Origin of the sequence: Cellulosilyticum sp. ST5, assembly GCF_046529625.1 — a bacterium.
Classification (GTDB): Bacteria; Bacillota; Clostridia; order Lachnospirales; family Cellulosilyticaceae; genus Cellulosilyticum; species Cellulosilyticum lentocellum.
This window is the reverse complement of the sequence record NZ_CP132338.1, coordinates 2,495,465-2,510,586: the sequence shown is the minus strand read 5'-3', so window position 1 is coordinate 2,510,586 and position 15,122 is coordinate 2,495,465. Positions and strand designations below refer to the sequence as shown.

The following is a 15,122-nucleotide window of genomic DNA, read 5'->3' as shown; positions in this document are numbered from 1 at the left end:
GGCCCGTTGGTCAAGCGGTCAAGACACCGCCCTTTCACGGCGGTAACACGAGTTCGATTCTCGTACGGGTCATTTTATGGCGGCATAGCCAAGTGGTAAGGCAGAGGTCTGCAACACCTTCATCACCAGTTCAAATCTGGTTGCCGCCTTAAATAAGTTAAATACTTACTAATCCTCGATAGCTCAGCGGCAGAGCATCCGGCTGTTAACCGGAGGGTCGTAGGTTCGAACCCTACTCGGGGAGTTTTTGTTATTTAAAACATTGTATTATATCACGTTATTAGTGCATATACTAAATATATGGCGGCATAGCCAAGTGGTAAGGCAGAGGTCTGCAACACCTTCATCACCAGTTCAAATCTGGTTGCCGCCTTGAAAAGGCCTAGGATTCTAGAAAAGAAGAATTCTAGGCCTTTTTTTAGTAGTTAGATTACTGTAGGATTTATTTAATAAAAAATGTATAATAATATTAAAATAAGATTATATATTAAGAGGAGGACAAAAAGTGAGTTATCAAACAGGCGACTTAGTTGAAATGAAAAAGCCTCATCCATGTGGCAGTAATAAATGGGAAATCCTTCGTATAGGTGCAGATTTTAAATTAAGGTGCTCTGCATGTAATCATTTAATAATGATTTCAAGGGAAAAATTTGAAAAGAGTGTGAAGAGAAAAATTTAATAGGACCTAGACAGATAAATGTAAGATATTGTATTGTTAAAATTAGAAAAAAGGCTTGTCATATATATAAAAGTATGATAATATATTATACTGTAATGTAATCCTTGCTCTACGCATTATGACGTGGGGCCAAAGTCCAAAAGGAGGTGCTGTAATGAGAAATTATGAATTATCAGTTGTGTTATTCTCAACATTAAGCGAAGAAGAAAAAGTAGCTACACTTGAAAAAGTGAAAGATCTTATCGTACGTTTTGGAGGAGAAATCACAAACGTTGACGATTGGGGCAAAAGAAAACTTGCTTATGAAATCAACAAGCAAAAAGAAGGTTTCTACTACTTTATCCAATTCCAAGCTGAAACTTCAGTTCCAGCTGAAATTGAAAGCAGAGTTCGTATCATGGAAACTGTTCTTCGTTATTTAATCGTATCTCTTGATGAAAAATAGTAATTACCTGAAGAAAGGGGTCGGAGTATGAACAAAGTTATATTAATGGGACGTCTAACGAGAGACCCAGAAGTACGTTATTCACAATCAGCGAATCCGGTTGCAGTAGCAAGATACGGAATTGCTGTAAGAAGACAATTTGCCAAACCTGGTGAACCAGATGTAGACTTTTTTAATATAGTTTCATTTGGTAAAGCAGGTGAATTTGCAGAAAAATACTTTAAAAAAGGTCAAATGGTTGCAATTGTTGGTAGACTACAAGTTAATACTTGGGAGGATGCACAAAAAGTTAAACATACATCAGTAGATGTAGTGGCTGAAGAGCAACATTTTGCAGAAAGTAGATCTTCTGCTGAATCACGTGGTGTAATGATGGATACTCCTACAAGTGTACCTACACCAAATCCTTCTTCAGGAAATATAGCAAGTGGGTTTACACCTACTAATTTTGATGAAGATGACGATTTACCATTTTAATTAATACTAATTAAAGAAGGAGGGAATACACAATGGCAATGCAAAAAAGACACAATCGTAGAAGACGTAAAATAAATCAATTTGCTGGTGATAATATCAAAAAAATTAACTATAAAGATATTAACACTTTAAAGAAATTTATTTCTGAAAGAGGTAAAATTCTTCCTAGAAGAATTACAGGTAACTCTGCGAAAGCGCAACGTAAACTTACAGTTGCTATTAAACGTGCAAGACACATCGCACTTTTACCATATACACAAGACTAAAAGTTAATGAACGTTATAAACTTAGAGAGATAAATAAGCACACACCAATATGCACACACCACTGCTTCGGCAGTGGTTTTTTGTTGTAAACAAATGTAATATGAATAATAGGAGTTTAGCATAGAATTATACAGACACTAGAATTCAGGACCTTTTATGTGGTATAATAAAAAAACATTAATTCATGGTATTTGAGCAGAATAAAGGAGGCACAATTTTATGGATTCAAATGCAAAGAGCATAATAAGTAGAATATGCTTAATCGCAATATATATATTATTAGGTATAGTAGGAGTATATTATGCGGTAGGATTGGCACTGTTTCCTATTATTGCGGTGCCATTAATTGTTTATTTTATAAAAAATAAATTGAGTAAAGAGCAGCATATAGTCTTTCAATTTGTAATTGTTTTAGGAATATATCTAACTACGAGTAACTTAATTTGTATATTAGTCTACTTAATAAGTGCATGTATTCCAACATATGTAGTGTTATATTTTTACAAAGAAGAATTTCCATTGCCCAATATTATTATGTATGCTACTTTAAGCCTATCGGTAGTAGTTTTAGGCTTCTTCGTATTAATGAAGTATCTAGGGATAGATTTTCAAGCTCAATATGCAAGTATTTTAGATAGTATAAATGGTGTTTCATTAGATACTATTCAGGAATGGTTAATTATGCAAAATCCAAGTCTTACTACTAGTAATATAGCGGAGTTAGGTTTAGAGATGAAACAGCTGATAAACTCTATAGTAGATGCTATGCAGTCAGTATATAGTGCTTTAATTATATTACAGTTACTTATATCTACAGGGTTTTTAGTTATTATAGTTAATACAATTCTTAGACGTAAAAATAAAAGCTTTCCATCATTGAAAGAACTTCTTAGTTTTAGACTATCTAAGATGGCAGTACTAATTTTATTTATTTCAATGATTGCTATTGCTTCAAATGGAAATGAAGGTGCTAGATGGAGTATATTAGGACTAAATGTGGCATTTTTCTTAATGACGTTGTTTCAGATTACAGGAGCGCTTGCATTAGTGGGAATATTAAGTAGGGCTAAAATTAATAAAGGAATAAAGATCATAGGCTGTGTTGCTATATTTTTACTACTTTCAATATCACCATATTTAGTTATGTTTTTTGGATGTTTAGATACCATATTTAACTATAGAAAGGTTAAAATTGTAGTTTAAATGAGGAAAGGAAAATAAAATGAAAAGCAAGAGAAAAAAGAATTTTTCGTATGCCATGGTCATTTTTAGATTTACGCAAGCTTTAGTGACTATAGGACTGATTACTCAACTATCACGAGTATTTAGTACACCACAAGCTATATTAAGCTTACTTATTTATGCTATTCTTTTAATCGTTAGTATATTCAGTGAACGAGAAGTTTGTCGTTATGTTAAGCTACAAGTTGAAAAAGAAGTAGATGAAATAACTGTTATTAAAGATAGTATGTTTTCAAATGTAGAAATACCAGTAGTTATAATTGAAGAAATCGGGACAATTAAATGGGTTAATATAGCTTTTAAAAAGATTTGTAAGGATAAAGAACTTTTAGGAAAGAATATCAAAACAATATTACCAGACTTAAAATTAGGAGAATGGGTTACCAATAAGCAAATTAGTGATAAGCATTTTCATTTGGAGGGGAATACTTACAGAATTTTAGTGGAGAATTTTCATCGTGGAGAAAATGATCAAATAAATAAGCAAATTGTTTATTTTTTAGATTACACAGAGAATGAAAAGCTTAAGAATCAAATTCAAGAAGAACGCTGTATGATGGGGTATTTATGCATTGATAATATTGATGAGATTTCACATAGCATAGAAGAAGTAAGACGTCCTATGCTATTAGCTATTATTGATAGAAAGATTAATTTGTGGTTTAAAGAAAGGGAAGTTGTTATTGCTAGAATAGAACGTGACAAGTATATTATGGTTTTTAATAAAAGAGAATTAGAACGTATGAAAGAAACTAAGTTTGATATTCTAGATGAAATGCGTAATATTCAAGTTGGAAATGAACTCCCTGTCACTGTAAGTTTAGGAATAGGATTTAACTTAAAATCATTATTGAGTTCTAAAGAAGATGCTAGGATAGCCTTTGATTTAGCACAAGGTAGAGGTGGAGATCAAGCAATTATTAAAAATAATGACAAGTATACATTTTATGGTGGAAAAACTAAGGAAGTAGAAAAGAGTGCACGAGTAAAGGTTAGATTGAAAGCATATGCCTTTAAGGAACTACTTCATGAAGCGGATAAGATTTATATCATGGGGCATAAAGGAATTGATATGGATTGCCTAGGTGCTGCTATAGGTGTATATCGAGCAGCTTCTATTATGGGTAAGAAAGCACATATTATTTTGGATGGTCCAACCTTTGCAGTTAAAGGATTATATGATAGAATAGTACAATCCAAAGAATACGAAGACTTATTTATTAGCCATGAAGAAGCGGAAAAAGAGATAAAGAGAGATACTTTATTAGTCATTGTAGATACTCACCGCCGTAGTTATTTAGAATATCCTGAACTTCTAGATAAAGCAGAGAAGGTCGTGGTATTTGATCACCATAGAAAAAGTACAGATTATATTGAAGATGCAGTTTTAACTTATTTAGAACCTTTTATTTCATCTACCTGTGAAATGATAGCAGAAATCCTTAATTATCTAACAGATAAAGTCAAATTAACACCTATTGAAGCTGATGCACTTTTGGCAGGTATAACAATTGATACTAAGAATTTTGTATTTAAAGCAGGTGTAAGAACTTTTGAGGCAGCTGCATTTTTAAGAAGAAATGGTGCTGACAGTAGCAGGGTAAGGCTTCTTTTCCAAAATGATATGCAAACATATAAGATACGTGCTATGGCTATACAAAATGCTGAAATTTGGAATGATAATATGGCTATATCAGAAGTAAATGGACAAGTTGCAAATGCAAGTATTATTGCAGCACAAGTAGCAGATGAACTTTTAAACATAAAAGGGATAGTGGCATCTTTTGTATTAACAATGGTGGATAATTGTGTACTTATTAGTGCTAGGGCACTAGCAGATACTAATGTACAACGCATTATGGAGCTTCTAGGTGGAGGTGGACATCTGGGTATTGCTGGAGCTCAGCTTAAAGATACTACAATCCACGAAGCAAAAATTTATTTAAAGGATGCAATCAATAAGTACTTTGAGGAAGGAGAAACAAAATGAAAGTAATATTAACACAGGATGTAAAAAAAGTTGGTAAAAAAGGCGAAGTATTAGAGGTTAAAGATGGATATGCACGTAATGCATTATTTCCAAAAGGATTGGCAGTAGAGGCGAATGCAGTAAATCTAAATCAGAGAATGTTAGAGCAAAAATCCGAAGATAAACGTAAGCAACAAGAATTAGATGAAGCACAAGCTATTGCAGATAAAATAAATGATAAAGAAGTAAAATTGTTAGTAAAAACAGGCGAGGGTGGCAAAGTATTTGGTTCTGTAACATCCAAGGAGATTGCAGAAACAATTGAAAAAGAGTTTGGCGTTAAGATAGATAAGAAGAAAATTCAACTTAAAGAAGCTATTAAAGGTTTAGGTGGACAAAAAGTAGTTATTAAATTGCATGCCAAAGTTGTCGCTACAGTTCAAGTAATGGTTGTTGGGGCGTAGAACATATAGATACAAACTAGCATAAAAGGAATAGGAGAACGGTGGCTATGGAGCAAATACAAAACATGAGGATTCCTCCACATAGCATTGAAGCTGAACAATCTGTTATAGGGTCAATGATTATGGATCATGATGCGGTTATTGTTGCAAGTGAAATATTGAGGCCCGATGATTTTTATAGACCAGATCATGCACAAATTTATGCAGCAATTATGGAGTTATATACCACAGGTAATCCAATAGACCTTATTACCATTCAAGATAAACTAGTTCAGAAAGGTGTATTAGAGCAAATTGGAGGCTTAAGTTATATTGCTGAGCTGGCAAGCTCTGTACCTACTTCAGCACATATTAAACAATATGCAAAAATTGTGGAGGAAAAAGCAACACTTAGAAGACTTATTAAAGCGAGTAATGAGATATCAGCTAAAAGTTTTGAAGGTGAAGAGCCGTTAGATAATATTATGGGATTTGCAGAAAAGCAAATTTTTGAAATTCTTCAAAATAAGAAAACAGAGGATTTTACAGGAATTGATGAGATTGTATTAACTTCTATCGAAAAAATTGAAGAGGCCCATAAAAGTCAAGGAGGAATCACTGGAATTGAAACGGGATTTATTGATTTAGACCATCGTACAGCTGGACTTCAACCATCAGATTTAGTATTAGTGGCAGCAAGGCCTTCAATGGGGAAAACAGCATTTGCTCTTAATATTATTCAGACGGCAGGGATTAAGAATAAGAAAAGTGTAGCAGTTTTTAGCCTGGAAATGTCAAAGGATCAGCTAGTAAGCCGTATGCTGTGTGCAGAAGCCATGGTTGATTCACAAAAAGCAAGAACAGGAGCACTTGAAAAGGATGACTGGGATAAACTCGCTCAAAGCATCCCAAACATAGCTAATTCTAGAATCTTCATTGATGATACAGCAGGAATTAATGTCATGGAGATGAGAGCGAAATGCCGTAGATTAAAGATGGAAAAAGGATTAGACCTTATTATGATTGACTACTTACAATTAATGAGTGGAACAGGTGATGGATCATCAAGGCAACAAGAAATATCGGATATCTCTCGTTCTTTAAAGGCATTAGCAAGAGAAATGAATGCACCTGTTATTGCCCTATCGCAGCTATCACGTGCTTGTGAAACTAGAACTGATCACAGACCTATGTTATCAGATTTACGTGAATCTGGAGCAATCGAGCAGGATGCAGACGTTGTAATGTTCTTATATAGGGATGAGTACTATCATCCAGATACAGAAAAGAAAAATGTGGGAGAAGTTATTATTGCTAAGCAAAGAAATGGTCCAACTGGGACAGTGGAATTAGTTTGGTTAGGACAATATACGAAATTTGCTAACATGCAACACTAATGTTAAATAGGATATATAAGCACTTTATAAAGTAAGCATTGTTAATGTTATTTTATAAAGTGTTTTTTATTAGAGTATTGGTAGTGAAGAATGAGTGTGAAATTTAAATAAAAAATCTAATCGCCAGCTATGCAGGCGTTTAGGATATAAAAAGACATCCTCGGGTGTTAAAGTGAGAATAGTGTCACAAGCGCTAACCTCAAACATAGGAAGTGAGTCCTAATGGAGAACAGAAGTTAATTATAGAGTAGTAGAGAGAGGAATGCAAATGAGTAATTATAAATTTGAAAAAATCACAGAAGAACATGTAGAGGCTGTAAGAGAAATATATTTATATTATATAAACAACTCAACAGCTACCTTTCATAAGAAAGAAATAACAACTCAAGAGATGTCAGAGTTAGTGTTGTTTAAAAATCCAAAGTATGAGAGTTATATTATTAAAGCAGAAGAAGATATATGTGGTTATGTTATTTTAACTCAATATAAGACGAGAGAGGCGTTTAATCAAACTGCAGAGATAACAATTTATCTTAAAAATGGTTATGAAGGAAGAGGAATTGGAAAAAGAGCTATTACATTTATTGAAGAGCGTGCAAAAGAAAAAGAATTACATACATTAGTTGCGTTAATTTGTGGTGAAAATGCAGGGAGTATAGCTTTATTTGAAAAATGTGGATATATTAAGTGTGCACATTATAAAGAGGTAGGAAATAAGTTTAATAGATGGTTAGATCTATTATCATATCAGAAGATAATTGGGTAAATAATATGAATTTTAATAATTTTACTATTAAACAATTGAAATACTGTAAAAATATGGTATAATATCTTCAAAAGGCTACAAATGATGGGGTGAGGATATGTTACAGGAAAAAGATTTTTTGACGGTTAAGGATGTGGCAGAGATGCTAGCAACAGAACCTTACGTTTTAAGATTTTATGAGAAAGAACTTAATTTGACAATTAAAAGAAATAGCAAAGGCCATAGAGTTTATAGTATGGAAAATGTAGAAATGTTTAAAAAGATCCAGGATATGAGGGAGCAAGGGCTGCAATTAAAGGCTATAGAAGGAATTGTACATGACTCTAATGCTGAGACAAGAGAAACCTATGAGCAGCTAAGTAGTATTCAAATAGCACCTGTAACAGCTCTAAAACGGCAAGAGACACTAGAAGTAGATATCACAGATATGGAAGATGGTAAGGTAAAGCAATTCTCATTAATGATGAAAGAGATGTTTATGCAAGCTTTAGTAGAATATAGTGATCAATCAAAATGGGAAATGAAAGAAACAATAAAAAAAGAAGTAGATGTAGCGGTTGAGGAAAAAATAGCAGAACTTAAGGTACTACAAACTAATAAAAATGAGGAGTATTATAAAAAGCTAGATGAGGCCATGAGGGAAGTACAGAAAATGAGAAGAGAAATGAGTGAGGATAAAGAAGATCCCAAAAAAACAAAGGCTTCGTTCTGGAATAGATTTTTTAAAGAGAAAAACCAAACAGCAGAATTATAATAATTAAGATAGATTTGGTATTTTATATAAGTAATGAGCCATATTAATAAGCATAAAATAAAAATAGACACGTCATTTAACGTGTCTATTTTTACGAGAATTTACAGAATTAAATAATAGGTAAATGATGTTTTCTAAAGATATCAGCGGCTTTATTAGTAGCATCAATGTTTGGTTCTATTGTGTCGGTTAATTCATATTCATAGCCAAGTTGTTCCCACTTGTATTCACCCATTTTATGGAAAGGAAGAATATCAATACGTTCTACATTAGTCAATGTTTCTAAGAAAGTAGCCAGTGCCTCGATATCCTCTTCATTATCTGTAAGATTAGGAACAAGTACATAACGAATCCAAATAGGAATACCACGTTTCTCTAAATGTTTGGCTAAAGCCAAGGTACGATCTAAAGGGACACCTGTTAAATTTTTATAAATATTTTGGTTATAGCTCTTAATATCTAAAAGAACTAAATCTGTATAATCTAAAACAGGATCGGCTTTTTCAATATCTACATAACCAGAAGTGTCGATAGTAGTATGCAAGCCATTTTCTTTACATTTTATGAAAAGATCTCTTACGAAGTCGGCTTGTAAGAAAGGTTCTCCACCACTAACAGTAACCCCACCATTAGATGCTTTCATAAAACTTTTGTATTTTAATATATCTGTAATAAGTTCCTCAGTGTCGGCTTCGTTGCCATCTTGTAGCTTCCAAGTATCTGGATTATGACAATATTTGCATCTAAGAGGACATCCTTGTGTAAAGACGATATAACGAAGACCTGGTCCATCTACGGCTCCACAAGTTTCTATTGAGTGAATTCTACCTTTCATGACTGATTCCTCCTGATCATTTTTATATTATAAAATAAATTAGACTGCTTTTTTATTATAAGGTATACATAAAGAGGATGTAAATACCCTCTTTATGTATAAATAATAAAATGAAAATCTAGAAACGTTCATGGAATGTTCTATTAATAATGTCTAATTGTTGTTCTCTTGTTAAACGAACGAAACGAACAGCGTATCCAGAAACACGAACTGTAAGTTGAGGATAGTTTTCTGGATGATCCATAGCATCTAATAATGTTTCACGTTGGAGCACGTTAACATTTACATGGTGTGGATTTTGAGTGAAGTATCCATCAAGAAGACCAGTAAGGTTTGTAATTTGTTCTTCAGATGTTTTACCAAGAGCACTTGGTACGATAGAAAATGTATTAGAAATACCATCTAAAGAATCTCTATATGGAAGTTTAGCAACTGAAGCAAGAGAAGCTAAAGCACCTTTAACATCTCTTCCGTGCATTGGGTTAGCACCAGGAGCAAGTGGTTGACCTTTTTTACGTCCGTCTGGTGTGTTACCTGTTTTCTTACCATATACAACGTTTGATGTAATAGTAAGAACAGATGTTGTTGGCATTGAATTTCTATATGTGTAAAGTTTTCTAATCTTATTCATGAATTTAGAAACAACCATTACAGCTAAATCATCAGCGCGATCATCATTGTTACCATATGCTGGATATTCACCCTCGATTTCATAATCTGTAGCAAGACCAGTTTCATCTCTGATTACTTTAACTTTAGCATATTTAATAGCTGATAAAGAGTCAGCAACTACTGAGAGACCAGCGATACCTGTAGCAAATGTACGAACGATATCTTTATCATGAAGTGCCATCTCTAATGATTCATAGCAATATTTGTCATGCATATAATGAATAACATTTAATGTATCTACATAAACTCTAGCAATCCAGTCCATCATAACATCGAATTTTTCCATTACTTCATCGAAGTCAAGGTATTCAGATGTGATTGGTTGATATTTAGGAGCAATTTGTTCGCCAGTCATTTCATCACGGCCACCATTGATAGCGTAAAGTAATGTTTTAGCAAGGTTAGCACGAGCACCAAAGAATTGCATTTGTTTACCAATTCTCATAGCAGATACACAGCATGCAATACCGTAGTCATCGCCCCAGAATGCTCTCATCATATCATCATTTTCATATTGAATAGAACTTGTTTTGATAGAAACATCTGAACAGAATTTTTTGAAAGCTTCTGGTAAGTGTGTTGACCAAAGTACTGTTAAGTTTGGTTCTGGTGATGGACCAAGGTTAACTAATGTATGAAGTACGCGGAAAGTATTTTTAGTTACAAGTGTACGTCCATCTATACCCATACCACCAAGAGATTCTGTTACCCAAGCTGGGTCTCCAGAGAATAATTCATTATATTCAGGAATACGAAGGAAACGAACCATACGAAGTTTCATTACGAAATGATCAATGAATTCTTGGATTTCTGATTCTGTATATGTACCATTTTTAAGGTCTCTTTCAGCATAGATATCAAGGAATGTAGATGTACGGCCGATTGACATAGCAGCACCATCTTGTTGTTTGATAGCACCAAGGTAGCCAAAGTATAACCATTGGATAGCTTCTTGTGTATCTTTTGCTGGTTTTGTAATATCAAAGCCATAATTTGCAGCCATTTTTGCAAGATCTTTAAGTGCGATAATTTGTTCTGCTGTTTCTTCACGGTCACGTACAACAGTTTCTGTCATAGGTGTTACATTTAATTGATTCATTTGTTCTTGTTTTTCTTTTACTAAGAAATCAATACCGTATAAAGCAACACGACGATAATCACCAATAATACGTCCACGACCATAAGCATCTGGAAGACCGGTGATAATATGACTGTGACGAGCAGCTCTCATATCAGGAGTATAAGCTGAGAATACAGCTTCATTATGAGTTTTACGATATTTAGAGAAAATTTCTTCTGTTTGAGGATCTAATTCATAACCATAGGATTTAAGTGCATTTTTAACTGTACGTACACCACCATTTGGCATAATATTTCTTTTAAGTGGTTTATCAGATTGAAGACCTACAATTTTTTCAAGATCTTTATTTAAATAACCAGCACCATGAGAAGTAAGTGTAGAAGGTACTTTTGTTTCAACATCTAATATACCTTTTCTTCTTTCTTCTTCCATAAGCTCAAGTACTTGTTTCCAAAGAGCTGTTGTAGCTTCTGTTGGACCTTGTAAGAAAGAGCTATCACCTTCATATGGTGTGTAGTTTTTTTGAATGAAATCTCTTACATCAACTTCTTTAGACCAAATACCTGCTTCGAAACCATTCCATTGTTCAAACATTAATAATCATCTCCTTAAGGTTAATTTGAGAAAGTTACAATTACACAATGTAGTCGAAAAAATAAATAATAAACATTAATCATTTGATTAATACGAATGTATTATACAATGTATACTGTATACACGTCAAGAATTTTATTGTTAAAAAAATTACAAAGAATAGAGAATTATAGCAGAAATATTTGGTCATAAAATATTATTGAGAATAATCAATAATAATTAAGATGATAGAAGTATAGTTTTTTTATGTTTTTTATACTATAATTAAGATAGGAATGGTGAATAGTAAGAATAAGTAAAGGCTTAATTTATTTTAAGTTATTAAACTCTTTACACTTATAATCATCTCCATTATACTTAGTGAATAAGATATTATATATGTTAACAAAGCAATTCATCTAGAAAGGATGTGATTTGAATGAAAATAGAAAAGATAAGCGATACTCAAATTCAGGTCACTTTAAATCACTCAGATCTTATAGATAGGAATCTGAAGCTTAGTGAATTAGCCTATGGTTCTAAAAAAGCCCAAGCCTTATTTAAAGATATGATGGCAAGAGCTTATGAAGATTTTGGTTTTGAAACAGACAATGTGCCATTAATGATAGAAGCAGTGCCTCTATCTACGGATAGCATTATGATTGTTGTTACTAAAGTTGAGGATCCATCGCAAATAGAGCAAAAATTAGAAGCTATTGGCGAAAGGCCTACCCATAGAACTTTTAAAGAACCAGAGGAAGATAGATTAACGGATTTAGCATTAATGGGAAGAGACACTGAGCAACCTGAGACCCAGGGACCTGTAAGTAGTAGTAAGCAGTTAACGTTTTTATTTAATGAATTTGATAGTGCATGTATGGCTGCACATCGCGTACAACCAATGTTTGTTGGAGATAACTCTTTATATAAATATAATGATAAATACTTTTTAGTATTTGGCAAGAATAAAAAAGCCAATGTAAAGGGTGAAGCATTATCAAGTTTACTGGAAGAATTTGGTAGTAAATGTCCATCTACAGATCTTAACGAAAGTTTTCTTAAAGAACATGGTAAAGTAATGATTTATCTCCATGCTATAGATGTACTTACTAAATATCTTTAAAAATCAAAAGGTACTTTTAAAGTATTAATACTTTAAAAAGTACCTTTTGATTTGCGTAGAATGATTAGAAGTTAAGCCTTAGGTTCAAAGGATTCACAGTCAGTACATTCAACTTGAGTAGGATGTGCTTCATGAGTTCCAACCATAATTTGCTGTAGCGTACAATAGTTTTCTGACTCAGCATGATATTGACAAGAGCTTACTGTACAACCGATACTTGGATTTTTTTTCATAGATAAGCCTCCTAATAATATAGTAAAATATTAACTACATGATTAGGATGCCATGTTTTAAAGAAAATATTTATAGAAATAAATGAGAAAGCCATCCTTAATTAGGATGGCTTTCTCATTTATTTGTTTATTTATTCTACAGTTGCAAGAAACGCATTAAGTTCAGCTACTAATTCATCAGAATCAATGCCATGAACCATACATGCATCAGCAAGAGATTCCATTTGAGATGATGGACAGCCAAGGCAGTGCATACCTGCATTCATTAAAATAGGAATAACACCTTGGTTTACTTGTAGGATTTCTCCAATAACCATATCTTTTGTAATTTGTTTTGCCATGTCAAAACTCCTTTCTTTTATAAGCATTTCATATTTATTTTAAACCTGATAGTAATACAAATCTTGTATCCTTCTTATATTATAAGTAGAATGTGATTTGTTTTCAACTTTTATTCTTAAAATTAAGAGAGTCCCATGAGTTTAGGCACAATTTGTTTTTTACGAGAGAAGACGTCTTTAAGGAAGATGCTATCATCTGTAGGGTCTAAACCAAATAGGGCTTCTGCTAAACGCTTTTCACGACCTGTTACCATAAGCTCAGTTCCGCCTACTACAATATCGGTTACCATTAATAAGCAGAGGTCAAGATTTTCTTTTTCTTCTAAATGGTGCATTTCTTCTAGAATTTGATCTTTAATTTTGAATAAGCTTTTGAAATCACCAGTATTAACTTGTGCTACACTAATGTTATATTTACCAACAGTGAAAGCTTTTCTATCAATATTAAGCAGTTCCGCTGGAGAAGTACCTTCTAAAGAAGTACCTGCTGCAAGTAACTCCGCACCATAAGCATATAGATCCACTTCAGCAATCTCTGCTAGTCTTTTAGCTATACGAACATCATCCGGTGTACAAGTTGGAGATTTAAAGATAAGTGTATCAGATAGAATAGCACTAAGCATAATACCTGCAATCTCTTTAGGAGGCATAATATTTTTCTCTTCAAACATTTTACCAATAATGGTATTAGTACATCCTACAGGCTCTGCACGAAGGAAAAGAGGATTACCAGTATCAATATTAGCAATACGATGATGGTCAATAATTTCTAGAATTTCTGCTTGCTCAATCCCATCAGCACTTTGGCTTCGTTCATTATGATCAACTAAGATAACCTTTTTCTTTTGGATATCTAAGAGATGACGTTTAGAAATAAGGCCTTTAACTAATCCTTCTTGATCTAAGATAGGGAAGTGACGATAAGAAGTATTAAGCATCACTTGCTTAACCTCATCTAAGTAATCGTCGGTTTCAAAGTAAGTGATATCATCTTTCTTTAAAATATTTTTTACAGAGATGCTTTGTGAAACCATCTTAATAGTTTTAAAGAAAGAATAAGGAGTACAGATAACAGCGCAACTTAAATTTGGAGGAAGCTCTAATTTAAGGTTGTCCATGTTTTGATCTGTAATAATAACTGCGCCAGCTCCAGAATTTAAAGCCTTTTGAATACGATCGCTACTTGGACCAGTAATAATGATATCTGTATCCGCAAGTACTGTATGATCATCAATAGAAGCAGTTGTATAAACATCTCCTAAAACATAAGCATGAGGATAAGAACCAGTTATAACTTTTCCATCTAAAACAGAAGCAACATTAATAAATGGTGTTTTATGATTTTTAAGAACGCATCCATCTGTTAAACCGATATAAGTTTTAGCAATATCAGATACAGAAATAACACCAGCTAGCTTATGGTCGTGATATAAAACAGGAATCATTTGACGTCCATTTTCAGTCATGACATCCCAAGCCTTTTTTACTGAATCGACAACATAAACAGAAGGTACATTATAAAAATTCATATCACTTACTTGAGGTTTAATATTTTCAAGTAAACGAGGTGCTTTAACACCAAAATAATCTAAAGCAAACTGTGTTTCTTTACTAATTTTACCGAGACGAACTGCCTCAACGTTTTGGTTACCAAGTGCACGTTTTAGATGTGCGTATGAGATACAGGCGCATATAGAATCTGTATCAGGATTTTTATGTCCGAAAATATATATTTTTTTATCCATAGATTCTCCTTTATTCATAGTGAGTATTAGCTTGATGTACTAAAAATGTATAATTATAGTGTGAATAACTAAAAATAAATT

At 33.1% G+C, this 15,122-nt stretch carries 16 protein-coding genes and 4 tRNA genes; 15 read left to right on the top strand and 5 right to left on the bottom strand.

Annotation, left to right across the window (positions count from 1 at the left end):
- The 14 genes from QTL86_RS12335 (at position 1) to QTL86_RS12270 (ending at position 8,438) form a co-directional block, all read left to right on the top strand.
- A tRNA-Glu gene (locus QTL86_RS12335) sits at positions 1-72 on the top strand.
- A 6-nt stretch (positions 73-78) separates the two neighbouring features.
- Positions 79-149 (top strand) — tRNA-Cys (locus tag QTL86_RS12330).
- A gap of 23 nt (positions 150-172) precedes the next feature.
- Positions 173-244, top strand: a tRNA-Asn gene (locus QTL86_RS12325).
- Between the two features lie 58 nt (positions 245-302).
- Positions 303-373 (top strand) — tRNA-Cys (locus tag QTL86_RS12320).
- Between the two features lie 132 nt (positions 374-505).
- The gene (locus QTL86_RS12315) at positions 506-679 is read left to right on the top strand and encodes a DUF951 domain-containing protein (RefSeq protein ID WP_013656099.1); all 174 of its coding nucleotides are present in this window, start codon (positions 506-508) and stop codon (positions 677-679) included.
- 154 nt (positions 680-833) lie between these two features.
- On the top strand, positions 834-1,124 hold the full coding sequence (gene rpsF, locus QTL86_RS12310; RefSeq protein ID WP_013656100.1) for a 30S ribosomal protein S6: 291 nt from the start codon (positions 834-836) through the stop codon (positions 1,122-1,124).
- A gap of 27 nt (positions 1,125-1,151) precedes the next feature.
- Positions 1,152-1,601: a single-stranded DNA-binding protein gene (locus QTL86_RS12305; RefSeq protein WP_127065905.1), complete on the top strand. Its 450-nt coding sequence runs from the start codon at positions 1,152-1,154 to the stop codon at positions 1,599-1,601.
- Positions 1,602-1,633: 32 nt separating this feature from the next.
- Positions 1,634-1,867 (top strand): 30S ribosomal protein S18, encoded by a 234-nt coding sequence (gene rpsR, locus QTL86_RS12300; RefSeq protein WP_013656102.1) that lies wholly within the window; start codon positions 1,634-1,636, stop codon positions 1,865-1,867.
- Positions 1,868-2,086: 219 nt separating this feature from the next.
- Complete coding sequence (locus QTL86_RS12295) at positions 2,087-3,070, top strand: DUF2232 domain-containing protein (protein ID WP_127065906.1); 984 nt, start codon at positions 2,087-2,089, stop codon at positions 3,068-3,070.
- A 19-nt stretch (positions 3,071-3,089) separates the two neighbouring features.
- On the top strand, positions 3,090-5,099 hold the full coding sequence (locus QTL86_RS12290) for a DHH family phosphoesterase (RefSeq protein WP_013656104.1): 2,010 nt from the start codon (positions 3,090-3,092) through the stop codon (positions 5,097-5,099).
- On the top strand, positions 5,096-5,542 hold the full coding sequence (gene rplI, locus QTL86_RS12285) for a 50S ribosomal protein L9 (RefSeq protein WP_013656105.1): 447 nt from the start codon (positions 5,096-5,098) through the stop codon (positions 5,540-5,542). Before QTL86_RS12290 ends, rplI begins: the two co-directional genes overlap by 4 nt.
- 47 nt (positions 5,543-5,589) lie before the next feature.
- A complete protein-coding gene (gene dnaB / locus QTL86_RS12280) occupies positions 5,590-6,918 on the top strand; it encodes a replicative DNA helicase (protein ID WP_013656106.1) in 1,329 nt (442 codons plus the stop codon).
- 268 nt (positions 6,919-7,186) lie between these two features.
- On the top strand, positions 7,187-7,684 hold the full coding sequence (locus tag QTL86_RS12275; RefSeq protein ID WP_127065907.1) for a GNAT family N-acetyltransferase: 498 nt from the start codon (positions 7,187-7,189) through the stop codon (positions 7,682-7,684).
- A 97-nt stretch (positions 7,685-7,781) separates the two neighbouring features.
- Entirely contained in the window at positions 7,782-8,438 is a 657-nt protein-coding gene (locus QTL86_RS12270) for a helix-turn-helix domain-containing protein (RefSeq protein WP_127065908.1), read from the top strand.
- A gap of 109 nt (positions 8,439-8,547) precedes the next feature.
- Here the strand turns inward: QTL86_RS12270 and pflA are convergent, their stop codons facing one another.
- Both pflA and pflB read right to left on the bottom strand, forming a co-directional pair.
- Positions 8,548-9,273 carry a pyruvate formate-lyase-activating protein gene (gene pflA / locus QTL86_RS12265; RefSeq protein ID WP_127065909.1) on the bottom strand — a complete coding sequence of 242 codons (726 nt, stop codon included), beginning with the start codon at positions 9,271-9,273 and terminating at the stop codon, positions 8,548-8,550.
- Between the two features lie 118 nt (positions 9,274-9,391).
- Positions 9,392-11,620: a formate C-acetyltransferase gene (pflB, locus tag QTL86_RS12260; RefSeq protein ID WP_127065910.1), complete on the bottom strand. Its 2,229-nt coding sequence runs from the start codon at positions 11,618-11,620 to the stop codon at positions 9,392-9,394.
- Between the two features lie 418 nt (positions 11,621-12,038).
- On the opposite strand from pflB, the gene QTL86_RS12255 reads away from it, so the two are divergent.
- Entirely contained in the window at positions 12,039-12,722 is a 684-nt protein-coding gene (locus QTL86_RS12255; RefSeq protein WP_013656111.1) for an adaptor protein MecA, read from the top strand.
- Between the two features lie 71 nt (positions 12,723-12,793).
- On the opposite strand, the gene QTL86_RS12250 is transcribed toward QTL86_RS12255, so the two are convergent.
- The 3 genes from QTL86_RS12250 to QTL86_RS12240 all read right to left on the bottom strand — a co-directional run bounded on the left by QTL86_RS12250 (position 12,794) and on the right by QTL86_RS12240 (position 15,041).
- Positions 12,794-12,955 (bottom strand): DUF1540 domain-containing protein, encoded by a 162-nt coding sequence (locus QTL86_RS12250; RefSeq protein WP_013656112.1) that lies wholly within the window; start codon positions 12,953-12,955, stop codon positions 12,794-12,796.
- A gap of 131 nt (positions 12,956-13,086) precedes the next feature.
- Complete coding sequence (locus QTL86_RS12245) at positions 13,087-13,296, bottom strand: DUF1858 domain-containing protein (RefSeq protein ID WP_127065911.1); 210 nt, start codon at positions 13,294-13,296, stop codon at positions 13,087-13,089.
- A gap of 122 nt (positions 13,297-13,418) precedes the next feature.
- Complete coding sequence (locus QTL86_RS12240; protein ID WP_013656114.1) at positions 13,419-15,041, bottom strand: putative manganese-dependent inorganic diphosphatase; 1,623 nt, start codon at positions 15,039-15,041, stop codon at positions 13,419-13,421.
- Positions 15,042-15,122: the final 81 nt, after the last annotated feature.